Origin of the sequence: Finegoldia magna ATCC 29328 (genome assembly GCF_000010185.1) — a bacterium.
Taxonomy (GTDB): Bacteria; Bacillota; Clostridia; order Tissierellales; family Peptoniphilaceae; genus Finegoldia; species Finegoldia magna_H.
The window spans coordinates 713,525-740,031 of record NC_010376.1 but is presented as its reverse complement, the minus strand read 5'-3'; the positions used below and the strand labels follow the sequence as shown (position 1 = coordinate 740,031).

Here is a 26,507-nt window from a genome sequence, read left to right as displayed (position 1 = left end):
TCTCACCTCAATTAAAAATAACATTTTCTAATAATTTATCTTTAAATTTGTTTATTTCTTCATTTAAATAACTATATTCTTTATTTTTTAACAAATCATTAGTGTAGATATAATCAGTTATCACCGCTGCTTTTTCTATCAAATCATAATCTTTTTCAAGATCTGCGATATTTAAAAGCGGTATTCCTGATTGTCTAGTTCCTAATAAATCACCACTACCTCTCATCATCAAATCTTTTTGTGATAGTTCAAATCCGCTATTTGTCTTGACCATAATATTCATTCTTTCCATTTGCTCATCAGAATGTGCTTTATTGATAAGTATACAATATGATTGATCTGATGATCTACCTACTCTTCCCCTAAGTTGATGAAGTTGTGAAAGTCCAAATCTTTCAGCGTTATAAATAACTATTACATTTGCTTTTCTAACATTAACTCCAACCTCAATAACAGTTGTAGATACAAGTATTTTTGTTTTACCGTCTACAAAATCTTTCATAGTTTCTTCTTTTTCCGAGGATTTCATTTTTCCATGTAACATTCCAACATTTATATCTGAAAAATATTCACCAGTAAGCCTATTGTAAAGTTCCGTTACATTTTCTAATTCTAAAGATTCAGATTCTTCTATCAATGGACAAACGATATATGCCTGAAACCCATTATCAACTTGTTTTCTTATAAAATCCGCTATCCTTTTTTCGTAGCTAAAGCCAACAGAATATGTTTCTATTATTTTTCTTCCTTTAGGCATTTCATTTATTGTTGATATATCTAAATCTCCGTAATAAGAAAGTGCTAAAGTTCTAGGAATTGGAGTAGCTGTCATTACAAGAACATCTGGATTTTGACCTTTGTCAGAAATTTTTTTTCTTTGACCCACTCCAAATCTATGTTGTTCATCAGTAATTACAAGTCCAAGTCTTTTAAATTCAACAAAATCTTGTATTATTGCATGGGTTCCTACTATAACATCGAAATATCCTGATTTTATTCCTTTTAGAACCAAATCTTTTTCTGATTTTGTTAAGTCAGATTTCAATAAGCAAACTTTTATTCCAAATTTTGAAAAATCTTCTGACAAGCTTTCATAATGTTGTGTCGCTAATATATCTGTAGGAGCCATAAAGGCAGATTGGTAACCACTAGAATGTGATTTAAAAATCGCTGCCTCCGCTACTATTGTCTTGCCACTTCCAACATCACCTTGAACCAGTCTATTCATTCTCTTTTCAGATGTCATGTCCATTTCGATATCTTTTATTGCTTCAAGTTGTCCTTTTGTAAGTTCAAATTTTAAAGAATTTATGAAAATATTTATACTTTCATCTGATTGAAGTTTTATATAATTTTGTTGGTTGAGTGATGTTTTCATCGATTTCATTGCAAGTTGCATTATAATAACTTCTTCAAGAACAAGAGCAGTTCTAGCTCTTTTAAATTGCATGTAATCAACTGGTTTATGAATGTTTTTTATCGCATTTCTTTTATTTTCAATATCATAGTTTTTAATCATACTATACGGAATAACATTTTTTATTTCATCAATACAATGTTTAATAGCAAAATCAACAAACTTAATCATATCGTTATTTGTTATGCCTTTTTTAACTTTGTAAATTGGATAAATTATGCCCAATTTCCCGCCAAAAGTTTTACTTAATATTGGTGAAGATATTTTAAATTGGTTTTGGACTCTTTGTATCTTTCCATATAGATAATAAGTTGTATTTGGCAAAATTTGATTTCTAATAAAAGGTTGATTAAACCATGACACGCTAATTTTTGAAGTATCATCAAATGCTATAGCAGTTGTTAAGTTTAGATTTCTTCTTAAATATTTAGTTATAGGTTTAGAAATAAACTTTACCTTTATAACACAATTTTCTTCATCTCTCGTATCAATAATGTTTTTAATAATAGATCTGTTTTCGTATCTGTAAGGAAAATAATTCAACAAATCATTAATATTGATAATACCCATAGAGTTTAATACTTCTAATTTTTTCTTTCCTATTCCTTTTATTTCTGATAATTGCATAATTCACCACACAAAAAAATCCTTACATTAGTAATACAAATAATAGACCGATAAAATCGATCTATTATTTGTTATTCTTTGTAAGGAGTTATTCTATTGAAAATACATAATAATATAACGGTTGAGATCCCTCAACAACCTCTATATCAATATCTTTATATTCTTCTTCCAAACTATCCCTTAATTTATTGGCCATCATTTCATCACAACCTTCGCCGTAATATATAGTGACTAATGAATCATCTTTTTGAATTAGTTGTCTTAATAAATCCATTGAAACTTTGTTAATATCATTACCGACAGCCCTAATATTCTTTTGATCAAGACCGATAATATCGTCTTTTTTCACTTTTATATCAGACATATTTAAATCTTTCACAGCAAAAGTAACTTCTCCCGTTTTTACAGTAGATATTACATCGTTAAAACTGTCAAAGTTTTCTTGTGCACTAGCTTCTTCGTTGAAAGCCAAAAGCGCAGAAATAGATTGTGGTACGGCTTTTGTTTCTACCACATATACTTGCTTATCAACTATTTGTTTAGCTTGATTTGCTGATAATATAATATTTTTATTATTTGGGAACACATAAACTGTCTTTGCATTAACTTTTTCTATAGAATTAACTATATCTTCAGTTGATGGATTCATTGTTTGGCCACCAGTTATTACTTCATCGACATTTAGCATCTCAAAAACTTTGCTGAAGCCTTTCCCACTGCTAACAACCACAAATCCAAAATCTTTTTCTGGTTCTGAAGGTTTACTAGAAGCTTGATTAATTTCTTCTTCAGTAGAATACAAGTTTTGATGTTGTAATCTCATGTTATCAATTTTAATATCTTTTAATGCGCCTAATTCTAAGGCTATTTCTAAAACTTTACCAGGATTGTTAGTGTGTATATGAGTCTTGATTACTCCATCACCTTTTACAACTAATAAACAATCTCCAAGGTTTTCAAGTTTTGATCTATATGAATTTTCGTCAGCATCAGTCATTATGAAAAATTCAGTACAATATCCAAATTTTATTTCTTCATCAGATACAACATTCGTGTTTTCATTGATAGTTCTAGAAGATTCATCTATTACAGTTTCTGAAATTAATTTTTCATTATCGTAATTTAAAACGCCTTCTAAAAATAGCATTAATCCTTGTCCACCTGCATCAACTACATCGGCTTCTTTTAAAACAGGTAACATTTCTTTTGTTTTAAGAAGCGCCTTGTTACCTTCAGAAATAATATCTGTCAAAAATTCTTTGATATCTTCGTAATTTTGGTAGTTATCTTCAGCAAATTCTCCCATGCATCTAGAAACTGTAAGAATAGTTCCTTCTGTTGGTTTCATTACAGCTTTGTAGGCAGTTTTATAACTTTCAACAAATCCATCTCTTAATGCTAATATATTAAATTCTGTATAATCTTTAAAACCATTATAAAAACCCCTCATAATTTGAGAAGTAATTACTCCCGAATTTCCTCTAGCTCCCATAAGTGAACCATCGCTCATAGCTTTCGCTAAACTTGCAATGCTCAAATCAGTTACGCCATTGACCTTGGAAATAGCAGATTTAATTGTCAATGTCATATTGGTACCAGTATCTCCATCAGGAACCGGAAAAACATTTAAGCTATTAACTATTTCCCTTTTATTTTCTAAGTTCTTAAATCCCGCTAGAAGGCAATTCTTGAACAGTGTTGCGTCATTCTTCATTGTGCCCCCTATTTTCCTTCGTTTATTCTCATATCTTGAACAAGAACATTAACACATTCAACTTCAAGACCTGTTTTGTTTTCTACACTATATTTAACTGTATCAATAATATTTTGGCAAACCACAGCAATTTTAGTACCATATTCCAAAACAACAGTCAAATCTATTACAATTTTATTATTTTTTGTATATACTTTTACGCCTTTACTCATATTATCTTTATTGAGTAACATTAAAAAACCATCTGACAAATTTTTATAAGCTAGTCCAACAATCCCATAACAAGTCATCGCTGTTTCACTAGCAATAGTTCTAACGATATTATCTGATATTAATATTGAACCATATTCGTTATCAATTTTAGTAGTCATATTACCTCCTATTTGTGATACCTAATTAATTATATTATACTCTTTTTATGTCAAAGATTCTAATTTACATATTAATACTATATTATTATAACATATTTTAGCTTTAAAAGCTTGAAATTCTGTTTTAAAATATGCTATAATATCAAGAGACATTTGAAAAAGAACCAGGAGGTGTAATTATGTCCAAAAAATGTGAAATTTGTGGTAAATCAAGAACTTTCGGAAATAATAGATCATTTTCTTTAAGATCTTCAAATAGAAGCTGGGCACCTAACATCAGAAAAGTTAGAGCTTTAGTTGATGGCAAACCAAAAAGAATCAATGTGTGCACAAGATGCTTAAGATCAGGTTTAGTTGAAAGACCTCAATTTATCAAAACAACAGAAGAAGAATAAAACAAAGAGTCGAAATTTCGACTCTTTTTTAATCTCTAGAATCAATCAAAAGACCATATCCTTCAATTAATTCTATATATGCTTTTTTATCTTTTATTTTATTGCTAATAGTTAATGTTGAACAATAATCCACATCCAAGTTTTCACTATCGTATTCAAAACCTTTTAATCTAATTCTCATGCCATTATTCGATAATACTACAATAGAGATATAATCATATCTCATAACGCATTCAGTGCTTTCGCCTAAGAATTTAATAATGTTATTATTTCCAACAAATACAAGTTCAATTCCAATATCAAAGCATTTTTTTGAGTAGATTAAATTCGACATTGTATGATCTAATCTTGTTCCTGTTGCACCAAAGGCATATATTGTTTTACAATTTTTTTCTATTAATATATTTATTGCGGCTTCAAAATCAGTAAAATCTTTTTTTCGCTTATATTTTTCATAAATCTTGTTATTTACTTCTAGAAATTTTTTATCCTCGATTTTTATAGAATCAAAATCTCCTATAGCGAAATCAAAATCTTTGTCATAGTCTGTAAAATATTTTGTACCACCATCTACTGCTATTTTAAAATCTGATTTTTCGTAATATTCTTCAAAAAGAATCCTATCAGACAATTCACCGGCGCAACAAATCAACCCAATCATTTCTTACTTACCTTTGATACAGGTTTAATTAAAATTAAAATTACAACTATAGCTATAATTCCATTTGGAACGATATAAGTAATATTATACAAGAAAGATCCCAGTAAAGCCGGTATATCTTTTGGTAATGTGTCTTTAAAGAATACATAACCGCTTAATATAGCAGCTACACCTCTCATTAATACCGCGAATACACACGCTAAAATCATTTTAATATTAATTTTGCCACTTAAAGTTTCCTCATTACATCCCAATCCTGATAAACCTAGAGCCATATAAGCTATTGGATAGTCTAGTAGGTATTGTATTGGATGGATAACGTAAGGATCTATAAGGCTATCTAAAATCCCATACATTAGTCCTATTAAAATACCAGGTTTGAGTCCCCATCTTAGCCCAAATAATAAGATTGGAACGTATCCTGCCAATGAAACAGATCCTCCTCTTGGCATTTTAAAAATTACTATACTGTTCAATACCGCTGTAAGAGCTAAAGTAATAGCTCCTTCAACCATAAACTTCAAATTTTTGTTCATAACATTCTCCCTATCTTTTTAATTTTTGATTATAAATATCTAATTGTGATTCAATATTATGATTGAAAACATCTGATCCACTTACGATTAAATCAGCTCCTGACTCCAAAACTTTATCAATATTCGAAGTTTTAACTCCTCCATCAACTTCTAATATAATATCTTTTTTTGAAGCTTTTATCATATTTCTTGCGTCTATTAATTTCAAATATTGACTTTCTATGAACGATTGTCCCCCAAAACCTGGATTTACGCTCATTACAAGTATAATATCTAAATCATCAATAATATATTTACAAGATTCTAACCCTGTAGAAGGATTTAATGCTAACCCACACTTTTTACCTGCTTTATGAACAGTTTGAATTATTCTATGAGGATGAAAAGTTGCTTCTGGGTGAAAAGTAATTATATCAGCTCCTGCATCCAATATATCATTTATAACATTCTCTGGTTTATTAACCATAAGGTGACAATCAAAGATAAATTCTGGATATTTTTCTCTGATTTGTTTTATAATTGCTGGTCCAAAAGAAATATTTGGTACAAAATTTCCATCCATAACATCTAAATGTAAATATCTTATTCCTTTATTTTTTAATATATCTAAGTTCTTTTCTAATTCAAAAAAATTACACGCCAACAAAGACGGACTCAAACTAGCCATTAATACCTCCTAATTTTCTCGTATTCTTCTACAATTTTTAAATAGTTATCATATCTACTTTTAGATATTTCTCCAGATTCTAAAAGTTTTTTTATTTCGCATTTCGGTTCATTGATGTGTTCACAATTATTAAATTTACATTTTGAACTGTTCTTTCTAAATTCTAAGAAATTATTCTTGATTTCTGATTTATCTTTTAAAAAAGATAAATCAAAAGAACTAAATCCTGGAGTATCCAAAACATAAGTATTTTCATCAACCATTTTAATTTCGATATGTCTAGTTGTTTGTTTTCCTCTCTGAGTTTTTTCGCTTATTTTTCCAGAAACAAAATTTTCATTTGGAAACAATTTTTTTAAAGTACTAGATTTTCCTGCTCCACTCGGTCCTATAACACAGCTGATATGATTTTTAAATTCTTTTAATAATTCTTCATTTACATGTGAAGATTCATTTGAATTAAATATAACCTTGTATCCGATGTTTCTGTATATGTCTGCAAATATCTTTTTTTCATCATCAGATACCAAATCAGATTTATTGAATACAATCACACAATCAATATTGTTTTTCTCAATCATCAACAAATATTTATCCAATAACATCAAATTAATATTTGGTGATTTTATACTACTCAATACGAAACATTTGTCTACATTACTCACTTCTGGTCGATGTAAAAGTACAGATCTTGGATGTATTTTTAAAATAAATCCAAGACCATTTTCTACATGTATATCTACCTTATCTCCTACAACAGGGGTAATTTTTTTATTTCTAAAATTCCCTTTGGCTTTTGAAGGATATACATTATTTCCAATGCTTACGTAGAACAATTCTCTTTGAATTTTAGTAATAATCCCTGTTTTATCCGACATTAATCAATTCTCCATTAATATAAACTTTAATGTCGTTTTTAGGTTTTACTTTAAGTTTTATTCTAATATCTCCTTCAGAAGCTTTATGGTTTTCTTCATATATGATATTATCTTCTGTTTCGTCTTTTATAGTGACAGTGTAAATTCCTCTATCTACTGGTTTACTTATTCTAAATAATCTTTCAACCATCTCAGAATCTTTTTTACCTTTACTGATTATAACATCAATAGAACTATCTTTTTTCAGTTTTTTTCCTGCATCGTATTGTTGCCAAATTACTTGGTTAGTATCATAGGAATTACTATATTTTTTTTCAATATTACCTATATTTAGTCCAATTGATTTTAGTTTATTAATGGCTTGACTAATATCACTGCCCATCAAGTCAACCATTTCTACTAGTTCTTCTTTTTTCCCTAAAGAAATTACCAAATCAATTTTAGAATCCTTGCCTATGCTAGTTCCTGCTTCTGGATGTTGTTTCATAATTTTTCCAACTTCAAAATTATCGCTGTTTTCTTTAGTAATTTCTCCGATTTCTAAGCCTAATTTGTTGAGCTGAATTTTAGCATTTTCTATTGTCATATTTGATAAATTAGGCACAGAAACCTGTTCTTCACCTTTGCTCACGACTAATTTTATAATAGTTCCTTTTTTTACTTCCGAACTAGATTCTGGAGTTTGTTCTATTACTTTTCCTGGCTCAACACTATTTTCGGTTTTGTACTCTGAAACTACAGCAATCAAATTGCTAGCTTTAGCTTTATTCAATGCATCATTTTCAGTTAACCCAGTCAACGCTGGAACTATGACTAAGTCTTGTTTATTCTTGTTTATATACTTTTTACCTAATAACACCGCAACAAATACCAAAAAAGCTAGAATGATTGGTAATATAATCCACAAAATCTTTTTAGATTTATTTTTATTGTCTTTTGTAGAAGACTGTATAGGAGTTTTATAAATCGCTTCTTTTACTTCAGGTTGTTCGTCATTTTCTTTAATTATTGGATTTTTTGTAGTTTTTTGATACAAATCAGATGAGTAGTTTTGATAATTCTTCAACATCTCTTTTAATTCTGTAGCAGATTTAAATCTGTCGTTAGGATCTTTTGCCATAGCTTTAACTATGATATCATTAAGTCCTTGTGGCAAATCGTGACGCAGATTTATAGGTGGTACCAATGGGTCTTGAATATGTTTTAACGCAATGCCAACTGCATTTGGTGCATCAAACGGAACTTCTCCTGTAGCCATTTGGTACAATACTACACCTAATGAATATATATCACTTTTTTCATCAATAAATTTACCCTTTGCTTGTTCTGGTGATATATAATGAACAGTTCCTAAAACTGTTGAAGTATATGTTAATGTTGCTGATGAAGAAATTCTTGCAATTCCAAAATCTGTAGCTTTTAGATTATTAGATTTATCAATAAGCATATTATGCGGTTTTATATCTCGATGGATTATCCCATTTTTATGAGCGCATTCTAATGCGCTTGCTATTTGAACTCCATAATTTACGATATCTTCAATTGGTAAAACTTGTTTTTCGTCGATTATATCTTTTAAAGTTTTACCATCCACATATTCCATTACAATGTAATTATATTTGCGACCATCTACATAAGAGCTTCCAACGTCAAACACACTTACAATATTTGCATGAGTCAATGATGCAGCAGATTGAGCTTCCATGGCAAATTTTCTAAGAAAATCTTGGTCTTCCATGTATTCATTTTTTAAAACTTTTACAGCGACATATCGATTTAAAACAGTATCCAAAGCTTTGTACACTTTGGCCATACCTCCAACGCCGACTTCTTCTATTATCTCGTATCTATCGCCTAAAATTTTACCTATCATAATTTTCCCCTTCAAATAAATAAAGCGTAATAGTTACATTATCTATTCCTTCGATATCATTTGCTTCATCAATCAAATTTTTAATAATTTGATCTAAATCCGATTCTTCTTTGATAATATCAACTATGTCTTCATTTTCTAATTGTGAAGTTAATCCATCTGTACACATTAATATCAAATCTCCATTAACAAGTTTAATATTAAATATATCTACATCTACATTATCTTGAATTCCCAATGATCTTGTAATAACATTTTTTTGCGCGAAATCAACAGCTTCTTCTTCTGTGATAGTTCCAGATGATAACAAGTCATTTACAAGAGAATGATCGACAGTTATTTGCTTTAATTCTTCATCTCTATACAAGTATAATCTACTATCACCTACATTTGCTACAATAGCATTATCATCATGAATTAAGCATGCAACTATCGTAGTTCCCATGTTTCTATGTTCCGAATTATTTTCACTATCGTTGAATACTTCATCGTTAGCTAATTCAATAGCCTCAGTTAATATTCTCTCATAATCTTTCTCATTTTCATTTTCTTTTACAAAATTTACAACTGTTTCGACTGCCTTCTTACTTGCAACTTCACCAGCTTTATGTCCGCCCATTCCATCACATACAACAAGTAAGCTAAAATCATCAGTCATATAATTCATATGATAATCTTCATTTAGCTTTCTTACCAAGCCGATGTCTGTGTTTGAAGCATATTTCATTTCACACCTCTTTTTGTCATATTGTTAATTCTTAATTGTCCACAGGCCCCATCTATATCAATGCCTTGTTTTCTTCTTATCGTTGTATTCACATTATTTTTGTTCATATATTCCATAAATTCTGTCATTTTATATCTATCTGGAGATTTTTGATTAAATTCTTCAATAGGATTTAATGTTATCAAGTTCAATAAGCAATTTCTGTTTTTCAATAAACTAACTAACTTATCCATGTATTTTTTTGAATCATTAACATTTTCAATGACAGTGTATTCAAAACCAATACGTCGTTTAGTTTTCTTGAAATAGTAATCACATGCATCTAGAATCTCTTCAATTGAGTATTTGTTTCCTATTGGCATAAGTTTATTTCTCTCATTATCGAATGGATTATGAAGTGAAATAGTTATATTTATACCTATATCATCGTTTGCAAGTCTAATAATTTTATCAACCAATCCGCAAGTAGATAATGTTATATTTCTAATTGACATATCTTGACCATCTTTGTCAGTAATCAAATCAATAAATCTAGAAACATTGTCGTAATTATCTAGTGGTTCGCCTATTCCCATCAATACTATATTATTAATTCTTATATCCAAATCATTTTCCACCAAATAAATTTGAGCGCACATCTCATAAGGTTGTAAATTTCTTACAAAACTCTTCTTTGTTGACGCACAAAATTTGCAACCCATCTTGCAACCAATTTGTGTTGACAAGCATATTGAAGTGTGAGTCTTATACTGCATAAATACAGTTTCTACGATATTACCATCACTCATCTCAATAAGATATTTTTTTGTGTTGTCTAGTTTGGAATCAATCCTTTTTATGATAGAACAATTTTTTATATCGTTGTACTGATTTAATTTTCCCCTTAAACTATTAGAGAAATTAGTCATTTCGTCCGGATTGAATATTCTATTTTTATGAATAGCTTGAAAATACTGCAACGCTCTGAATGGTTTTTCTCCATTGTTAACAAAAAATTCCTTCAGTTCATCAACAGTCATATTTTCTAAGATGATTTTATTTTGCATATTATTCACCAAATTAAATTATATCAAAAATACCAAGTTTTGTAATCTATTAGTCCTTTACAAACTTTGAAATGAAGAAGCCTTGCGTTCCTTTTTGAAAAGGCATTAGTTTTATAAATTCATTTTTATCTCCATAAAATTCAATGTCTTTTCTTTTTAAATGTAATCTATTTTCTATAAATTCAACATTTTCTTCGTTTTCTTCTTTTAAAAGTGAACAAGTAGAATAAACTAAAATGCCACCTTTTTTTAGATATTTCTCACAATTTTCAAGTATTTGTCGTTGTGTATTTACTAGATTTTCAACATCTTTTTTTGTTCTGAATAACTTTATTTCAGGATTTTTATTTATAACGCCAGTAGCAGAACATGGTGCATCCACTAAAATTCTGTCAAATTTATTTATCAAATCTTTTTGTAAAGTAGTCGCATCAAAGTTCATATATTGAACATTTTTCACTGCACATTTTTCTACATTCTCCTTAATCCTAGCAATTTTATTCTGATTAATATCATTGCAATAAATAATCGACTGATTGTTTGTTATTTCTTGAATATTACATGATTTTGACCCAGGAGCAGCACAAATGTCAAGTATTATAGAGTTTTCCAACGGTTCTAATATTTCTGCACACAAACTACATGAACCATCTTGTATAAGAAATTTACCTTCTTTAAATTCTTTCGTATCTATTATAGATTCTGGATTTTCTACAATGAAACTGTCTTTTAAAAACGGATGATCATTTAATGCAAATCCTTGATTTTCTAGGTTTATTTTTAAATTGTTTTCTTTTAATTTATTTTGTTTGATTACAAAATCAGATTTATAAAAGAATGATTTAAGAAGCTTTCTAACAGTTTTTTTCGAATAAGACTTATTTAACATTTTAAGCAAATCCTTATTTATAGAAAATTTTATATCATCTTCTAAATCTTCAGAATCCACATTAATTCTACAAACTTCTCTTAAAACAGCATTAACATAATCTTTGTATCTTGTTATGCTGCCAGCCAATTCTACAGCCTCGTCAACCACTGCATAATCAGCTGTTTTCATAAATAGTATTTCTGTAGTTGCCATTCTTAATATTTCCAGAACGATCTTATCAAGTCTATTTATTTCCAAATCGCTACACTTAGATATTACATAATCTACGAAAAATCTATTTTCTATTTCAGTAAAAACACATTTCTTAATATATGCGATATCTCTTTTATCCAAATCACCATAATCATAAGTTTTTAATATTTCAGAAGAATATCCTGATTTATTATTTATGGAATTTGTAATATTAATTATTTCATTTCTAATATTCATAATCTCTCATTTCTTTTAACTATTTTCATTACATAATATATTTTACACTAAAACTACAAAAATAAAAAAATTGAACCTAGAATAATTATTCTTAGGTTCAATCTACATTTGTGTTAATCTCTATCTTTTGATATCAATATTAGCCTTACCAATTGTAATAATGATACCAAAGCACTTGCAATATAAGTCAATGCCGCAGCCTTTAAAACTTGTTTTGCTGGTTCTATTTCATCATCAGCCAATAATCCGTTTGATAATGCTCTTATGGCTCTTTTACTTGCATCAAATTCAACTGGTAAAGTTACTAATTGAAATAAAACAGTTGCAGAAAACAAAATAATTCCAAATTCTACTAATGGTCTCATGCTAAATAAAAATCCTAGTAAAATTAAAATCCACACTGATTTCGAAGCAAAATTCACAACTGGAAACAATGATTCTCTAAATCTTAAGAAACCATAATTTTCCTTATCTTGAATTGCATGACCAACTTCATGACTTGCTACAGAAACTGCTGAAATCGACTGGCTATTATAAACTTCATCTGATAAAGCTAATACTTTATTTGATGAATCATAATAATCGGTTAGGCTACCTTGAACATTTACGATTTCTATTTCAGATAAACCTTCGTAATCAAGTAAAACTCTAGCCATTTCTTTTCCAGTTAAACCTTTTGAGTTAGTAATCTTTTGATACTTATCAAAAGTATGACTAACCTTGTATTGTGAGTAAAACGCCAATATCAAAGCTGGAATTAAAAGCAGCATAGTCCTATCATAATAAAAATTAAACAATGATTCCTCCTACAAAATTATTCCCTCTTCAAATGAATTTCCATTTAAATATTCGCTTATATTTAGAGGTTTTTTATTAGGAAGTTGTAATCTTGTGATAATGATAAATCCATCTTCGCAAGCAACTTTTATACCATTTTTATCTACCTTTACAACTTCACCATTCTTATTATCATTATATTGTTTTATTATGTTGATATTGTGAACTTTTATTATTTTATCTTCTAATTTGAAAAACAACCCCGGCCAAGGAGTTAATCCTCTAAATTTATTGTAAATAACATCTGATTTCTCATTAAAATTAATTTGGCCCATAGATTTATGAATTTTTCCTACTATGGAGGCCTCATTTTCATTTTGTTCTTTTCTTGAATCAAAATATTTTTGGTAATCATCAATTACTTTATTAATTAAATCAGCACCCATTATCATTAATTTATCGTGTAATTCTTCAAGCATAATTTCATTGTCAAGCTTAATTTTATCTACTGCTAATACATCTCCCGTATCAAGGCCTTGTTCAACTAACATTATACTTACTCCAGACTCCTTATCGCCATTTAATAGTGAATAATTAATTGGAGAAGCTCCTCTGTATTTTGGTAAAATTGATGCGTGAACATTCAAAATCTTGTTTTTAAATCTATCAAGAATTCTTTTTTTGATTAATTGACCATAAGCTACTACCACAATAAAATCAGGATTAAGTTTATCTAGTAAATCGAAAACTTCTTCATCATTGATATTTTTTGGAGTGATAACATCAATCCCCAATTCCATAGCTCTTTTTTTTACAGCTGTAGGTGAAAATTTGTTTCTATTTCGTTTTTTATCTTCTTGTGATATTACTAATTGAATTTCGTTATTTGGATTATCATATAATCTTTGCAAACTCTCAACTGCAAAATCAGGCGAACCTGTAAATACAATTTTATTTTTCATTATTCAATCTCTCAACTTCTTCTTCAGAAAGATTCAATACTTTATCAGTGTACAATACGCCATCCAAGTGATCTAATTCATGACAAAAACAATGTGCTTTGTAATCAGTACCCATTACTCTTTGAGTGTTTCCATTTAAATCAGTGTATTCTACAACAACTGTCTTCGGTCTTTCCACGTATCCATTTTTCCCAGGAACAGATAGACAACCTTCAATATTAATTTGTTTCTCTTCTGATTTTTCTATTATTTTAGGATTTATCAAAACCATTTTCCCGTCTTCATCTTGCATGTCTATTACTACTATTCTCTTAAGCATTCCAACTTGAACACAAGCCAATCCTATTCCTTTATTTTCATACATCGTTTCAAACATATCTTCTACGATTTGTTTGATTCTATCATCTATTTTTTCAACCTCTCTTGATTTTTTTCTCAAGATTGGATCATTTTCTAATCTAATTTGTCTTAATGCCATTTTATCTCCTTAAAAATAACTTTGAGGATCTAATGTTATTTTAAGCGTTATTCCCTCTAAGTTAATATTGTATTCATTGTTTATTAAAACTTTTTTTATTATTTCTATTATTTTATCATCTCCATTAGGGAATTTATAGTACAAATCAAACCTGTACATATTATTTATCCTTTCTATTGGAGAAGGATGAGGACCATTAATCAATGTTGTAGATAATTTATATCTTCTAATCAATGCAGCAACATAATTTGAAACCTCATTGATTTTTTTCATCGCAACATTTCGATTTCTGCTGGAGATATTGATATTTAATATCCTGTAAAAAGGAGGATAATTAAATGATTTTCGAAGTTTTATCTCCTTTTCATAAAACATTTTGTAATCATGAAGCGCTGCTGATGTGATAGCAAAATTATCAGGTTTATAAGTTTGTATAATTACATCTCCTTCATATTCTGCTCTTCCAGCTCTTCCGGCTACTTGAGTTATCAATTGAAATGTTTTTTCGTTTGATTTGTAATCTCCTAAGTTCAAACTAATATCTGCAGCCATTACACCGACTAGTGTTACATTTGGAAAATCAAATCCTTTTGACAACATTTGTGTCCCAATTAATATGTCTATTTCTTGATTATTCATCATATCGTAGATTTTTTCGTAATCTTTTTTCGTGTTTGTAGTGTCCCTATCCATTCGTACAATTCGTGCATCTGGAAATAGCTCTCTAGTTTCTTCTTCTAGTTTTTGCGTTCCTGCTCCAAACTCTTTAATAAATTTCGAACCACAATTAGGACATACTTTTGGTTTTAATGCAGTTCTTCCACACATGTGACAAATCAGTCTGTTTTTTGTTTTGTGATATGTCATGGATACATCGCAGCTATCACATTTTAATACATATCCACATCTTCTACACGAAATAAAAGAAGTGTGGCCTCTTTTGTTTAAAAACAAAATAGTTTGTTTTTTGTTGTTTAAATTTTCTTGAATTTTGTTGAGAAGAACTTTACTAAACATTCTCATGTTTCCAGTCTCTAATTCTTTTCTCATGTCTACAATCGTGCAATCCACAGGAGTTGTATTGTTTGCTCTTTTGTTCATTTCTATAAGGTTGTACTGACCTTTTAAAGCATTATTGTATTCTTCAACTCCAGGAGTTGCCGACCCCAATAAAAGCTTTGCGTTATTATATTCTGCTCTAAATCTAGAAATATCGATAGCATTATATTTAGGATTTTTTTCACTTACATAACTTGTTTCATGCTCTTCATCAATTATTATCAAACCTAAATTTTTAAAAGGGGAAAATACTGCGCTTCTAGCTCCAACCACTATCTTGTATTCTCCATTATACATTTTTCTAAATTGTTCAAATTTTTCGTTAATATTTAGTTTAGAATGAATAATAGCAACTTTCCCAGGAAATCTTCCCTCAAATCTTTCAATTGTCTGAGGTGTCAAAGAAATTTCTGGAACCAAAACTATGCTATCTTTTCCTTCGTTTAACATTTTCTCAACCAAATGCAAATAAACTTCAGTTTTTCCACTACCAGTGACACCATGTAACAAATTAAATTGATTTTCTAAAATCGAATTGTAGGCATTTTCTTGCTGCGAATTTAGGCTTATTTTATGATAAGATTTGGTGTCATCCACAACAATTCTGTCAACTTCTTTGAAATAAATTTTAACAACTTTCTTTTCCTCAAGTGCTTTTACTACACTTGAAGTCGTATTTGTTTTAGCTAAAAGTTCGCTATACAGTATATTGCTTTCCTTTTTAAGCATATCAACTATTTTTTGTTGTGCGTTTGCTCTTTTTGAAATAACTGGATTATTGTCTATAAGTTTTACGTATTTTAATAATTTAGGAGAAATTTTTTGATCGTACACTAAATCCATTTTCAATAAACCAAATTTAACATACTCCATTAGTTTTTTGTGACTAATATCTGAAATTTCCTTAATTTCCGAATATTCTTTCTTTGTTTTAAGAATATTGTACAAATCTTCATCAACATTATTCAGTTTATCATTTGCAACGAAATACTCTTTTAATTCTTCAAAGTTACCAGGTGGTAATATAGTTTGAAAAGCCGAACTATAATCGCTCAAATATTTATCGATCATAAAAAAAGCTATGTCAATGGATTCTTGTGTGACAATAGGATTCAAATCTACTACTGATATTATTTCTTTGTAATCAATATCTTGATTAGGGTTTTCATTAACTCTAACCACTAATGCCAATTTGTTAATATTTGATTTACCAAAAGGAACTATTACTCTCATTCCAACTTCAACTTCTTCATTCGAATGATAAGAGTACAGCCTGTTAGTCATCTTCGATTTATTTCTAAAAATAACATCAATATACATGTTTACCTACTTTATCAAATCCAATATCCTATCTGCGATATTTAATTTTGTATCTCTTTCAATATCTAATATATTGTCCTTGCTAATTACAGATACTTTATTGTATTCTGAATTAAATCCAATGTCTTTTTTTGACACATCGTTTAATACTATATAATCTAGATTTTTTTTATCTAATTTTTTCCTAGCATTTTCCAATAAATTATTTGTTTCTGCAGCAAATCCTATGAAGATTTGATTTTCTTTTTTAATTAATGATTTCAAAATATCTGGATTTTCTTCTAATTCTAATGAATCGATGCCGTCTTGTTTTTTTATTTTTAATTCTTTTCTATTTTTTACTTTAAAATCACTTACCGCTGCCGCCATAATTAAGCAATCGTAGTTTTCAATGCAGCTTTCGATTTTTTCTTTCATTTCAATAGCAGAATCAACTTTAATATTTTCAACACCGTATGGACTTTCTGCTGTTGTTTTCCCAGAAATAATTGTTACATCTGCACCTCTCATAAAAGCTTTCTTAGCAATCGAATATCCCATTTTACCACTGGAATCATTCGTTATATAACGTACAGGATCAATTCTTTCAACTGTAGCCCCGGCTGTAATCAAAATTTTCTTACCTTTTAAATCTTTTTTACAAAAGTACTTTTCAACTTCTTCGACAATTTCCCAAGGTTCTTTTAGTCTTCCGTCTCCTTTTGTGTTACAAGCTAGCATTCCGTTATTTGAATCTATAATTAAGTGTTCCTTTTCTTTCAAATCTTTGATATTCTTTTGTGTTGCAGGATTGTTTAACATATTAGTATTCATGCTTACACAAAACATTATAGGTTTAGTATAAGCTAGTGCTGTAGAAGATAATAAATCATCTGCTATACCATAATTTATTTTAGCCATAGTATTTGCACTAGCTGGTGCAATCATAAACAAATCCGCCCAATTTGCAAGCTCTATATGTTCAACAACCTTGTGAGAATTATTGTGAAACATTTTGTTTTTAACATCGCATTTTCCAATCGTTTCAAAAGTCATTGGACTTACAAATTCGCAAGCAGAATCCGTCATAATGATTTTAATATTATAGTCAAGTTTTTTTAATCTACTTACAACATCCACAACTTTGTAAATAGCAATTCCTCCAGTAACTCCTAAAAGAATGTTTTTATTCATTTGATTTATCTTCCCAAACCTTCTTTTCCATAACTTCTTCCAAAGCTGTAGTAACTGGTTGGGCTTTTGCTTTTTTTAATTTAGTTTCTTTTCCGTCTATTAGCATTCTTGCTCTTTTACTTACCATTACACAAAGTGCATATCTACTATTATTTATTTCTGATAATTTTTTAAATGATGGATTAATCATATTTTTCTCCTTTTACAACTCTAAATTTTTCTGCATCAATTATAGTTTCAATATTTTTTACAGTTTCATCAACATCTTCATTAATAACTGCATAATCATATTCATCAATAAAACTCAATTCTTTTTTAGCGTTTTGCATTCTAATATTAATTGTTTCCTCATCTTCAGTGTTTCTTCCTTCAATTCTTCTTCTAAGTTCAATTAAATCTGGTGGAAGAATGAATACAAAAACAGCTTCTGGATAGTTTTCTTTTACTTTTAATGCTCCTTGAACATCAATTTCTAAAATAACTATCTCTCCTTTATTGATTTGGTCGAAGACAAATGATTTTGGAGTTCCATAATAATTATTGTGTACATTAGCATATTCAATGAAATCTCCTTGATCAATTTTTTTCTTAAACTCATCTAAACTCAAAAAATAATAATTTTCTCCGTCTACTTCATAAGGTCTCTTTTTTCTTGTCGTAGCGGATACAGAATATACAATATCTTTTTTCTGTGATATTAATTTTTCACAAACAGTTCCTTTGCCAACTCCCGATGGACCAGAAACAACTAATAAAAATCCGTCTCTCATTTTAATCTTCCTTATTATTTGATTTATCCAATCTCATTTGTAAAGTCTCTGGTTGAAGACAACTCAACACAACGTGACTTGAATCCATAATTATTACACTTCTAGTTTTTCTACCAAAAGTAACATCGATGAGATTGTTGTCTTCCTTCGCTTTTTGAACAATTCTTTTAATTGGATTTGTTTCAGGGCTAACAATTGCAATAATCCTGTTGCTATTAACTAAATTTGAAAATCCTATTCCTAAACTTTCCATTTTCCCTCTATTCAATGTTTTGCACTTGTTCTCTTAATTTTTCAATCAAACTTTTTACTTCAATAACGCATACTGAAATATTTTCATCATTTGATTTTGAAGAAATTGTATTGATTTCACGATTCATCTCTTGAATTATGAAGTCTAATTTTCTACCTATGCAATCTTTCATATCCATTGCTGATTTAAACTGTACAATATGAGAATCAAATCTTTTTAATTCTTCATTGATATCAACTTTATCTGCCATTAAAGCGACTTCCAAATACATTCTGTCTTTATCAATTTTTTCTTCATCCAATAATTCAGAAATTTTATTAAATAAATTCTCTCTGTATTCTTTTACACTATTTTCAGTCAAACTTGATATTTTGGATATTTCTTCCTCTATTTTTGAGAGATTTGTAGATAAATCTTCTCTCAAATTATCTCCTTCAGTAGATCTCATTGAATATATTTTATTCACAGCTTCATTTAAAACTTTCAAAATATTATCGTGCAAAAATTCATTATCCAAATCTTTGTAAGTAAATGACATTACATCATCATATTTCAATAAATCTCTGACATTAATGTCTGATTTCATATCTAGATTTTCGTTTAATGAATCAAGCTTTTCTTTAATTTTTTGTGCTAATTCATAGTTAATATCTACACTATCAACAGCTAGTTGATATTTTTTTATTTTGATATAGACATCCACTCTTCCACGTTTCAACTTGTTTTTTATTAGTGATTTCATGTCTTCCAACATAAAATTCAAATAACTCGGCATTGAAAAATTGAAATCTAAATACCTATTATTTACAGATTTGATTTCAATATCTATGCTGCAATCTTCTAATTCCAAACTAGAAGATCCAAATCCTGTCATAGACTTCATTCTATCGCCTCCCTTGATATTGTTAGTGTATATTAATCTCCAAGAATTTACAATAATTTATTACATTATTTAAACAATTTCTTTTATATTGTCAATATTAAAAGAGCTCATATCCACATTGACAGTGTTAAAGTTATTGTAAAACACCATTCCTGGTTTTGCACCTTTAGCTTTTTTTACATTTTTCTTTTCAGTATAATCTACTTCAACATATTTTTCTTTGCTCATTGAGGAAAAATACGCTGCTAAGAAGCAAGCAACATCATAATCTTTCTGAATCAAATTTTCATTTCTCATAATCACATGTGAACCTGGCATATCCTTTACGTGAACGAAAATATCCTCTCTATTTGCTTGTTTCAAAGTTAGATTATCATTTTGGTAATTATTTTTTCCTACAAAAATATCAACATTATTTTCTGTTACAAAATGTCTTGGTTTTGAAGGTTTTACCTTTGCAGTCTTTCTCTTAGATTTTTTTATCAAACCTATTTTTACCATCTCATCTTTAATCTCTGATAATTCTTGATATTCTGTAATTCTCTCCAGAGTTTCTAAAAGTTGAAGCAAATATTCATTTTCTTGTTTTATCAGTGGAAGCTCTTGTGTAATCATTTTTTCTCTGGTTTTTAATTTGCTAAATTTCTTATAATAAATTTGTGCATTTTCATTGCCTGATTTTATAGGATTTAATGGAATCTCTATAGGATTCATATCATCATAGAAGTTATCTACAGTTATTTTATCCATTCCCTTATTTATCAAATGCATATTTGAACTTATAAGATCAGCGTATACTTTATAGATATCTCTTTTCTTCGCTTCTTGTAAATCAACTGTTAAATTACTCAATTTATTGGAGTTTCTTTGAATTTTGTTAGAAACTATTTTTTTTAGATGAGAAGATTTTTGTGTAATAGAATCATTTGAACTGTGCTTTTTATAATAATAATCCAACATTTCGTGAATATCATGAAAATTTTTCTTTTGATATCCATATTTTTCTAATTTAATTACATGAAAATCCTTTAATTTTTCATCTTCATCAATAACTATAGAATACTCGTAATTGCAATTTCTAATATTTTCTCTAATGTCAATAAATGCTTGATTAAATCTTGATTTTTCATCATCATTCAAATCTTCAACTCTTATGTTATAATCCAAATCTGCTCTTAGGCATATTTCTCTTGAAATAGTTGGAGAAAAGCCTGTGTAATTTTTATAAAAAACTTGTTGGAGTTTAGTAGTCCCTTCAGCAATATCAGTAGGAAGATCATCCGATTTTAGAATATTAATCTTATCATCTTCCAAATATGAATACTTAGTTTTTGGAAGTATTTGTCTTATACTTTTTGTATCGAAACTAATTCTCTTAATTGCGTCTACAATCATTTGACTTTCTTTTTCAATTAAAATGATATTGGAATGCTTCCCCATAAGTTCTACAACTAATGTGTAGTTCATGTCATAACCCATTTCGTCCCTGGAGTTGATATCAATACTTACAACTCTGTCCATAGATTCTTGATAAATATCAGTTATAACTGCTCCTTGTAAATATTTTCGCATCAACATACAGAAATTGTACGCTTCAATTGGATTTTTCTTATTTTCATTTGTAAAATGCATCCTCGGTAAAGACGAGGATGCAGAAATAAGAAGTTTATAATTTTGTTTGTTATTATAGATGATTAAATCCAATTCGTTTTTATCTGGTTGATTAACCTTGCTGATTTTCCCATTGATTAATTTTTCTTTTATATCATCTACTATCGCTTTTGTTACAATTCCGTCAAAGCTCATTATTACTCCTATCTTCTCATTGCTCTTTGCATATTTCTCAAATCATCACGTTTTTTTAAAGTTTCTCTCTTATCGTACAAATTTTTACCTTTCGCAAGAGCTATCTCTACTTTTACGAGTCCATTTTTTGCATAAACCCTTAGTGGTATCAAAGTGTAACCTTGTTCTTTTGTTTTCCCGATTAATTTTCTGATTTCAGACTTATGCATTAAAAGTTTTCTTTTTCTTAAACTATCCACATTAAAAATATTTCCTTCTGTGTACGGACTCACATTCATTGAATAAACAAAAACTTCTGAGTTTTCTATCATACAATAACTTTCCTTAATAGAAACCTTACCTTTTTTGATAGATTTTACTTCAGTTCCCTTTAATTCAATTCCACATTCGTACACTTCTTCAATAAAATACTCGTGGCGTGCTTTTTTATTGTTAGCTAATAATTTTATTTCACTCATTATATTCCTTTTCTAATTTACAAATTCAAAATCTATTTGACGCTTGTCTTTATCGCTATTTATAACTTTAACTCTAACTTTTTGTCCAATATGATATGATTTTTTTGTTCTTTCTCCATAAACCGTGTAGTTTTTTTCGTCAAATACATAATAATCATCTATCATAGATTGAAATTGTACTAAACCTTCAATAGTATTGTCAAGTTGTACGAAGATTCCAAATTTCGTAAGTGAACTAATAATTCCCTCAAATTCCTCATCTATGTGTTGCTGCATATATTCTGCTGATTTCATATCAATAGCTTCTCTTTCAGCTTCTTCTGCTCTTCTTTCAGTTGCTGAACATTGCTTCGCGATGTCTTTGATGTATTTCATGAACTCTTTTTCATTATTAGTATCTGGTTTATGGTTTATAAAATTCTTTACAATTCTGTGAATAAATAAATCCGGGTATCTTCTAATTGGAGATGTGAAATGCGTATAGAACATAGATGCTAATCCGAAATGAATGCTAGGATTTTCGCTATATTCAGCCTTTTGCATAGATCTTAACAAAAGTGAAGCAAGCAGAGGTTTTTCAGGCTTACCATCTAGTTCATTCAAAATTCTTTGGTAATCTTTAGAGTACAAATTCTTACCTTTTAAGTGATATCCAAAGTTTGACAAAATTCTTTTAAAAGTATTAACTTTTTCTTCGTCAGGTTCTTCATGAACTCTGTATAAAAACGGTCTATCCAAATATCCAAAATGGCTTGCTACAGTTTCATTGGTAATCAACATGAATTCTTCAATCAACTTATTTCCAATTCTTCTCTCATCCTTTGTAACATCTATTACTTTAGAATTTTCATCTAAAATAATTTTAGTTTCTGGAAAGTCGAAGTCAATGCTACCTCTCTTTTTTCTTCTAGCACTTAGAATTTCATACAATTCTTTCATTAATAGTAAATTGTCCGTGAGTTTTTCATCTTCATAAGGATTATCTATGTCTTCCAAAAAGTCTGACACATTTTTGTAGATTAATCTATAGTCAGAATTAATCACCGACTCGTAAAATTTATAGTCAAGAGTTTTCCCAGTTGGCGAAATTTCCATTTTAATTGTTAAGCAAAGTCTGTCTTCATTTGGATTTAGTGAACAAATTCCATTAGATAGTTCCACAGGCAACATTGGAATTACCCTGTCTAACATATATACACTTGTTCCTCTTCTAAAAGCTTCCTTGTCTAGTGCAGTGTTCTTTTTCACATAATGGCTGACATCAGCTATATGAACATATAGTACAAAGTTTTCTCCTTTTTTTGTGATACTTATTGCGTCATCAAAATCTTTTGCATCAGATCCATCTATTGAAACAGTAAGCAAATCTCTAAAATCCATTCTAGATTTTTTTTCTGATTCATCAACATGCTGTTCTATCTCTTTTGCTTGTTGTTTTACTTTCTTTGGAAATTCATAAGGTAATTTAAAAGTCTTTGCTATAGAATAAATATCAATTCCTGGGTCGTCCTTGCCACCTAAAACCTCAACTATCACTCCTTCTGGATTTTTGTGATTTTTGGATGGAGTTTTGATTAATTTTACCACTACTTTATCGTTATTTTTTGCTCCATTTTTGTTACCAGATTGGACAAAAACATCGAATCCGTATTTTTTATCATCCAAAATTACAAATCCATAACCTTTTGCCTCATCAAAAGTTCCAACAAGTTTTTTCGTTTCTCTGGATAAAATTTGTAAAACTTTACCTTCAGGACTACGGTTAGGCTTTTTTTCTACTGTTATTGTAACTAAAACCTTGTCTTTGTGAATTGCACCATTTAAATCTTTTTTTGCTATAAAAATATCGTCAACATTTTCATCATCAGGAATAAAATAGCAAAAATCACTTCCAGATCCTTGAATAGTTCCTGGATATGCTTTTTGCTCTGTAATTGGAATTATATTAGAATTTTTATCAAGTAAAATTTTTTTATCTTTTTGTAGTTCATTAATAATCTTATGAAAAATTTTTTTATCTTTTTTTTCAATATTTAATCGTGAAGATAATTCATCAAAAGTTAAAGGGATATAATCATTAGAATTTACGATATTAAGTACCTTTTGCTTTATTTTCATTAAATACCTCCTGTTTGTTTCCTATCTATATTATACCCTAAATGACAAAAAACTACCTAATTATTGTATTTAATGCTTATTTTATAATTCTTCCCTTATCAATAAAAATTAATTTATCAGCTAAAATTTCTGCTTCGTGTCTATTATGTGTAACCATAATAATTGGAACATCTAATGATTTTTTGATTTCAATTAGTTCTTCATAAAATTTGTTTTTAAATTTTTCATCAATTGAACTGAATGGCTCATCCATTAAAAGTAAACGCGGTTTATTTGCTAATGCTCTTACTATTGAAACTTTTTGTTTTTCTCCACCAGATAAAGTATTAGGAAAATTATCTAAAAGATATTCAATTCTAAGTTTTTCTATAAGCGAATTTGTGTAATCTTTATCTGGATTCATAAAGAAAATATTGTCTTTTACACTCATATTCGGAAATAGTGCGTAGTCTTGAAAAACATATCCAATATTTCTTAGTTGTGGTTTCAAATTTATTTTATCTGAAAACAAAATATTATCATCTAAAATAATATCTCCTTTTTCTGGCGTTAAAATTCCAGCAATTGAATTTAGTATAGATGTTTTTCCACTTCCCGATTCTCCCATTATGCACAAAATTTCATTTTCCACAGTAAAATCTACATTAAGTACAAAATGATTCAATTTTTTTTCGATATTACAATTCAGCATTTCTATTCCTTCTCTTTTCTATCCATCTATTTAGGAAATATATCAACAAAAATGAGAATGTAACAACTACAATCATTAAAGTATTCGCCATTGTTTTATCTCCTCTTTCCACAGCATAATACATAGCCAATGGAATTGTTTGAGTTTTCCTTGGAATATTTCCAGCAACCATCATAGTCGCCCCAAATTCTCCTAAGCTTCTAGCAAAAGCTAAAACTAATCCACTAATTATTCCAGTGTATGCTAATGGAATTGCAATCCTGAAAAATATTTTCCACTCACTTGCGCCCATTGTTCTCGCTGCATTCAAAATTTTCTTGTCTATACTTTGAAATGCAGACTTACAATTTTGATACATTAATGGAAACGATACTATTACAGATGCTATAACACAAGCTTTCCATGTAAAAATAATACTCCACTCAAAATTATCATAAAAGAATTTCCCAATTAAACCGTTATTTCCTATTATAATTAAAAGTATGTATCCTAATATTGATGGCGGTAAAACAAGAGGCAATGTAATTATTGCCTCTAGTATACTGCCATTTTTCTTGTTGAATTTTACCATCATCCAAGCTATAAATATTGATAGGACAGATGTAATAATAGTTGAAATTACAGATACCTTTAATGAAATTATAATAGGCATCATAATATCATTATTCATGGCTAGATTCAAAACCCGCTTCTTTAAAATACTTTTCAGATAATTCATTTTGTAAGAATTCATATAATTTGTTTTGCATTTCAGTATTCTTAGAGTAAGTTGTCTTGGTTATTGGATAAATAATAGGTTTGTGTGAGCTATCATCAACATTAAAAACCACTTCAACCTTTTCATCAGTTACAGCATCAGAAGAATATACAAAACCAACTTCAGCTTCTTTGCTATCAACAAATCTCAAAGTATCTTTGACATTTTTACCATATACAAACTTTTCTTGAAGTTTATCCAATAAATTATAATGAGTTAAACTATCTTTTGTATATTGTCCTACCGGAACAGTTTCCAATTCAGCTACAGCAATTTTGCCTTTAATATTTTCCAAATCTTCAATTTTAGAAATTTTAATATCTGTTTCTTTGTTTTTAACAATAACTAATTTGTTTTTTAATAAACTTTTTGAATCTTTTGCAAGTTCTTTTTCTTCAAGAGCTTTTACTTGTTTTTGTCCTGCTGAAACAAAAACATCACAAGGAGCTTTTTGTTCGATTTGTTTTTGTAATTTTCCTGAACTTGCTAAGTTAACATCTACTTTAACATTATTTTCTTTTTCAAATTCAGGAATAATTTTCGCTAACGATTCTTCTAAAGAAGCTGCTGCAAACAAGCTTATGCTTTGAGTTTCTGCTTTTTGTTCAGTTTTTTGTTCTTCTTTCTTTTCAGTATTTTGTTTTTCATTTTTAGCACAACTAGCCAAAATTAAACACCCCACTATCATTAATAATAAGTACTTTTTCTTCATTTCATTATCCTCCTTAAAATATAACGCTATGTATTAAAAAAGCCTAGTTAAAGGCTT

At 28.9% G+C, this 26,507-nt stretch carries 27 protein-coding genes; 1 reads left to right on the top strand and 26 read right to left on the bottom strand.

What is annotated here, in order from left to right; translation table 11 throughout:
* Window positions 1-7 precede the first annotated feature (7 nt).
* From recG to FMG_RS03655, 3 genes are all read right to left on the bottom strand, one after another.
* Window positions 8-2,044, bottom strand: a complete 2,037-nt coding sequence (gene recG, locus FMG_RS03665; RefSeq protein WP_012290561.1) for an ATP-dependent DNA helicase RecG — start codon at window positions 2,042-2,044, stop codon at window positions 8-10.
* A gap of 88 nt (window positions 2,045-2,132) precedes the next feature.
* Window positions 2,133-3,758: a DAK2 domain-containing protein gene (locus FMG_RS03660; protein ID WP_012290560.1), complete on the bottom strand. Its 1,626-nt coding sequence runs from the start codon at window positions 3,756-3,758 to the stop codon at window positions 2,133-2,135.
* A gap of 8 nt (window positions 3,759-3,766) precedes the next feature.
* Window positions 3,767-4,129: an Asp23/Gls24 family envelope stress response protein gene (locus FMG_RS03655; protein ID WP_002838226.1), complete on the bottom strand. Its 363-nt coding sequence runs from the start codon at window positions 4,127-4,129 to the stop codon at window positions 3,767-3,769.
* Between the two features lie 179 nt (window positions 4,130-4,308).
* Between FMG_RS03655 and rpmB the strand changes: the two genes are divergently transcribed.
* Window positions 4,309-4,524, top strand: coding sequence for a 50S ribosomal protein L28 (gene rpmB, locus FMG_RS03650; protein ID WP_002836298.1), 216 nt, complete (start codon window positions 4,309-4,311; stop codon window positions 4,522-4,524).
* 28 nt (window positions 4,525-4,552) lie between these two features.
* Here the strand turns inward: rpmB and FMG_RS03645 are convergent, their stop codons facing one another.
* From FMG_RS03645 to modA, 23 genes are all read right to left on the bottom strand, one after another.
* The gene (locus tag FMG_RS03645; protein WP_002838197.1) at window positions 4,553-5,185 is read right to left on the bottom strand and encodes a thiamine diphosphokinase; all 633 of its coding nucleotides are present in this window, start codon (window positions 5,183-5,185) and stop codon (window positions 4,553-4,555) included.
* On the bottom strand, window positions 5,182-5,721 hold the full coding sequence (gene thiT, locus FMG_RS03640; protein WP_012290559.1) for an energy-coupled thiamine transporter ThiT: 540 nt from the start codon (window positions 5,719-5,721) through the stop codon (window positions 5,182-5,184). Before thiT ends, FMG_RS03645 begins: the two co-directional genes overlap by 4 nt.
* 10 nt (window positions 5,722-5,731) lie before the next feature.
* Window positions 5,732-6,388, bottom strand: coding sequence for a ribulose-phosphate 3-epimerase (rpe, locus tag FMG_RS03635; RefSeq protein ID WP_012290558.1), 657 nt, complete (start codon window positions 6,386-6,388; stop codon window positions 5,732-5,734).
* Window positions 6,388-7,266 (bottom strand): ribosome small subunit-dependent GTPase A, encoded by an 879-nt coding sequence (rsgA, locus tag FMG_RS03630; RefSeq protein ID WP_012290557.1) that lies wholly within the window; start codon window positions 7,264-7,266, stop codon window positions 6,388-6,390. Before rsgA ends, rpe begins: the two co-directional genes overlap by 1 nt.
* The gene (gene pknB, locus FMG_RS03625) at window positions 7,256-9,139 is read right to left on the bottom strand and encodes a Stk1 family PASTA domain-containing Ser/Thr kinase (RefSeq protein ID WP_012290556.1); all 1,884 of its coding nucleotides are present in this window, start codon (window positions 9,137-9,139) and stop codon (window positions 7,256-7,258) included. The genes rsgA and pknB overlap by 11 nt, the downstream gene beginning before the upstream one ends.
* Window positions 9,129-9,866 carry a Stp1/IreP family PP2C-type Ser/Thr phosphatase gene (locus tag FMG_RS03620; RefSeq protein ID WP_012290555.1) on the bottom strand — a complete coding sequence of 246 codons (738 nt, stop codon included), beginning with the start codon at window positions 9,864-9,866 and terminating at the stop codon, window positions 9,129-9,131. The genes pknB and FMG_RS03620 overlap by 11 nt, the downstream gene beginning before the upstream one ends.
* The gene (rlmN, locus tag FMG_RS03615) at window positions 9,863-10,912 is read right to left on the bottom strand and encodes a 23S rRNA (adenine(2503)-C(2))-methyltransferase RlmN (protein WP_012290554.1); all 1,050 of its coding nucleotides are present in this window, start codon (window positions 10,910-10,912) and stop codon (window positions 9,863-9,865) included. The genes FMG_RS03620 and rlmN overlap by 4 nt, the downstream gene beginning before the upstream one ends.
* A 49-nt stretch (window positions 10,913-10,961) precedes the next feature.
* Complete coding sequence (gene rsmB / locus FMG_RS03610) at window positions 10,962-12,233, bottom strand: 16S rRNA (cytosine(967)-C(5))-methyltransferase RsmB (protein WP_012290553.1); 1,272 nt, start codon at window positions 12,231-12,233, stop codon at window positions 10,962-10,964.
* 113 nt (window positions 12,234-12,346) lie between these two features.
* Window positions 12,347-13,030: a zinc metallopeptidase gene (locus FMG_RS03605; protein ID WP_002838286.1), complete on the bottom strand. Its 684-nt coding sequence runs from the start codon at window positions 13,028-13,030 to the stop codon at window positions 12,347-12,349.
* A 9-nt stretch (window positions 13,031-13,039) separates the two neighbouring features.
* Window positions 13,040-13,972: a methionyl-tRNA formyltransferase gene (fmt, locus tag FMG_RS03600; protein ID WP_012290552.1), complete on the bottom strand. Its 933-nt coding sequence runs from the start codon at window positions 13,970-13,972 to the stop codon at window positions 13,040-13,042.
* Complete coding sequence (gene def, locus FMG_RS03595) at window positions 13,962-14,450, bottom strand: peptide deformylase (protein WP_012290551.1); 489 nt, start codon at window positions 14,448-14,450, stop codon at window positions 13,962-13,964. Before def ends, fmt begins: the two co-directional genes overlap by 11 nt.
* Before the next feature lie 9 nt (window positions 14,451-14,459).
* Window positions 14,460-16,829, bottom strand: a complete 2,370-nt coding sequence (priA, locus tag FMG_RS03590) for a primosomal protein N' (RefSeq protein ID WP_012290550.1) — start codon at window positions 16,827-16,829, stop codon at window positions 14,460-14,462.
* Window positions 16,830-16,835: 6 nt separating this feature from the next.
* A complete protein-coding gene (gene coaBC, locus FMG_RS03585) occupies window positions 16,836-18,002 on the bottom strand; it encodes a bifunctional phosphopantothenoylcysteine decarboxylase/phosphopantothenate--cysteine ligase CoaBC (protein WP_012290549.1) in 1,167 nt (388 codons plus the stop codon).
* A complete protein-coding gene (locus tag FMG_RS03580; RefSeq protein WP_002838258.1) occupies window positions 17,995-18,192 on the bottom strand; it encodes a DNA-directed RNA polymerase subunit omega in 198 nt (65 codons plus the stop codon). Before FMG_RS03580 ends, coaBC begins: the two co-directional genes overlap by 8 nt.
* Window positions 18,185-18,772, bottom strand: a complete 588-nt coding sequence (gene gmk / locus FMG_RS03575; RefSeq protein ID WP_002839418.1) for a guanylate kinase — start codon at window positions 18,770-18,772, stop codon at window positions 18,185-18,187. The genes FMG_RS03580 and gmk overlap by 8 nt, the downstream gene beginning before the upstream one ends.
* A gap of 1 nt (window position 18,773) precedes the next feature.
* A complete protein-coding gene (locus tag FMG_RS03570) occupies window positions 18,774-19,025 on the bottom strand; it encodes a DUF370 domain-containing protein (RefSeq protein ID WP_002838275.1) in 252 nt (83 codons plus the stop codon).
* Between the two features lie 7 nt (window positions 19,026-19,032).
* Complete coding sequence (locus FMG_RS03565) at window positions 19,033-19,908, bottom strand: YicC/YloC family endoribonuclease (protein ID WP_012290548.1); 876 nt, start codon at window positions 19,906-19,908, stop codon at window positions 19,033-19,035.
* A 69-nt stretch (window positions 19,909-19,977) separates the two neighbouring features.
* Window positions 19,978-21,714, bottom strand: a complete 1,737-nt coding sequence (locus tag FMG_RS03560) for an Rqc2 family fibronectin-binding protein (protein ID WP_012290547.1) — start codon at window positions 21,712-21,714, stop codon at window positions 19,978-19,980.
* Window positions 21,715-21,722: 8 nt separating this feature from the next.
* The gene (gene smpB, locus FMG_RS03555) at window positions 21,723-22,172 is read right to left on the bottom strand and encodes an SsrA-binding protein SmpB (RefSeq protein WP_002838120.1); all 450 of its coding nucleotides are present in this window, start codon (window positions 22,170-22,172) and stop codon (window positions 21,723-21,725) included.
* Window positions 22,173-22,184: 12 nt separating this feature from the next.
* Window positions 22,185-24,290 carry a ribonuclease R gene (gene rnr / locus FMG_RS03550; protein WP_012290546.1) on the bottom strand — a complete coding sequence of 702 codons (2,106 nt, stop codon included), beginning with the start codon at window positions 24,288-24,290 and terminating at the stop codon, window positions 22,185-22,187.
* 76 nt (window positions 24,291-24,366) lie between these two features.
* Window positions 24,367-24,981, bottom strand: a complete 615-nt coding sequence (locus FMG_RS03545) for an ATP-binding cassette domain-containing protein (protein ID WP_012290545.1) — start codon at window positions 24,979-24,981, stop codon at window positions 24,367-24,369.
* Window positions 24,968-25,651 (bottom strand): molybdate ABC transporter permease subunit, encoded by a 684-nt coding sequence (modB, locus tag FMG_RS03540; RefSeq protein WP_041250597.1) that lies wholly within the window; start codon window positions 25,649-25,651, stop codon window positions 24,968-24,970. The genes FMG_RS03545 and modB overlap by 14 nt, the downstream gene beginning before the upstream one ends.
* Entirely contained in the window at window positions 25,644-26,450 is an 807-nt protein-coding gene (gene modA, locus FMG_RS03535; protein ID WP_012290543.1) for a molybdate ABC transporter substrate-binding protein, read from the bottom strand. Before modA ends, modB begins: the two co-directional genes overlap by 8 nt.
* Between the last annotated feature and the right edge of the window lie 57 nt (window positions 26,451-26,507).

Excerpts from the sequence above, each read along its gene's own strand:
- def (WP_012290551.1), bottom strand. The coding sequence starts at position 14,450 with ATGGCATTAAGACAAATTAGATTAGAAAATGATCCAATCTTGAGAAAA.
- priA (WP_012290550.1), bottom strand. The coding sequence starts at position 16,829 with ATGTATATTGATGTTATTTTTAGAAATAAATCGAAGATGACTAACAGG.
- FMG_RS03620 (WP_012290555.1), bottom strand. The coding sequence starts at position 9,866 with ATGAAATATGCTTCAAACACAGACATCGGCTTGGTAAGAAAGCTAAAT.
- rnr (WP_012290546.1), bottom strand. The coding sequence starts at position 24,290 with ATGAAAATAAAGCAAAAGGTACTTAATATCGTAAATTCTAATGATTAT.
- FMG_RS03580 (WP_002838258.1), bottom strand. The coding sequence starts at position 18,192 with ATGATTAATCCATCATTTAAAAAATTATCAGAAATAAATAATAGTAGA.
- modA (WP_012290543.1), bottom strand. The coding sequence starts at position 26,450 with ATGAAGAAAAAGTACTTATTATTAATGATAGTGGGGTGTTTAATTTTG.
- rpmB (WP_002836298.1), top strand. The coding sequence starts at position 4,309 with ATGTCCAAAAAATGTGAAATTTGTGGTAAATCAAGAACTTTCGGAAAT.
- rpe (WP_012290558.1), bottom strand. The coding sequence starts at position 6,388 with ATGGCTAGTTTGAGTCCGTCTTTGTTGGCGTGTAATTTTTTTGAATTA.
- rlmN (WP_012290554.1), bottom strand. The coding sequence starts at position 10,912 with ATGCAAAATAAAATCATCTTAGAAAATATGACTGTTGATGAACTGAAG.
- modB (WP_041250597.1), bottom strand. The coding sequence starts at position 25,651 with ATGAATAATGATATTATGATGCCTATTATAATTTCATTAAAGGTATCT.
- recG (WP_012290561.1), bottom strand. The coding sequence starts at position 2,044 with ATGCAATTATCAGAAATAAAAGGAATAGGAAAGAAAAAATTAGAAGTA.
- FMG_RS03655 (WP_002838226.1), bottom strand. The coding sequence starts at position 4,129 with ATGACTACTAAAATTGATAACGAATATGGTTCAATATTAATATCAGAT.
- pknB (WP_012290556.1), bottom strand. The coding sequence starts at position 9,139 with ATGATAGGTAAAATTTTAGGCGATAGATACGAGATAATAGAAGAAGTC.
- thiT (WP_012290559.1), bottom strand. The coding sequence starts at position 5,721 with ATGAACAAAAATTTGAAGTTTATGGTTGAAGGAGCTATTACTTTAGCT.
- coaBC (WP_012290549.1), bottom strand. The coding sequence starts at position 18,002 with ATGAATAAAAACATTCTTTTAGGAGTTACTGGAGGAATTGCTATTTAC.
- FMG_RS03660 (WP_012290560.1), bottom strand. The coding sequence starts at position 3,758 with ATGAAGAATGACGCAACACTGTTCAAGAATTGCCTTCTAGCGGGATTT.
- smpB (WP_002838120.1), bottom strand. The coding sequence starts at position 22,172 with ATGAGTGAAATAAAATTATTAGCTAACAATAAAAAAGCACGCCACGAG.
- FMG_RS03570 (WP_002838275.1), bottom strand. The coding sequence starts at position 19,025 with ATGGAAAGTTTAGGAATAGGATTTTCAAATTTAGTTAATAGCAACAGG.
- FMG_RS03560 (WP_012290547.1), bottom strand. The coding sequence starts at position 21,714 with ATGAGCTTTGACGGAATTGTAACAAAAGCGATAGTAGATGATATAAAA.
- FMG_RS03565 (WP_012290548.1), bottom strand. The coding sequence starts at position 19,908 with ATGAAGTCTATGACAGGATTTGGATCTTCTAGTTTGGAATTAGAAGAT.
- rsgA (WP_012290557.1), bottom strand. The coding sequence starts at position 7,266 with ATGTCGGATAAAACAGGGATTATTACTAAAATTCAAAGAGAATTGTTC.
- rsmB (WP_012290553.1), bottom strand. The coding sequence starts at position 12,233 with ATGAATATTAGAAATGAAATAATTAATATTACAAATTCCATAAATAAT.
- FMG_RS03645 (WP_002838197.1), bottom strand. The coding sequence starts at position 5,185 with ATGATTGGGTTGATTTGTTGCGCCGGTGAATTGTCTGATAGGATTCTT.
- FMG_RS03545 (WP_012290545.1), bottom strand. The coding sequence starts at position 24,981 with ATGCTGAATTGTAATATCGAAAAAAAATTGAATCATTTTGTACTTAAT.
- gmk (WP_002839418.1), bottom strand. The coding sequence starts at position 18,772 with ATGAGAGACGGATTTTTATTAGTTGTTTCTGGTCCATCGGGAGTTGGC.
- fmt (WP_012290552.1), bottom strand. The coding sequence starts at position 13,972 with ATGAAAAATAAAATTGTATTTACAGGTTCGCCTGATTTTGCAGTTGAG.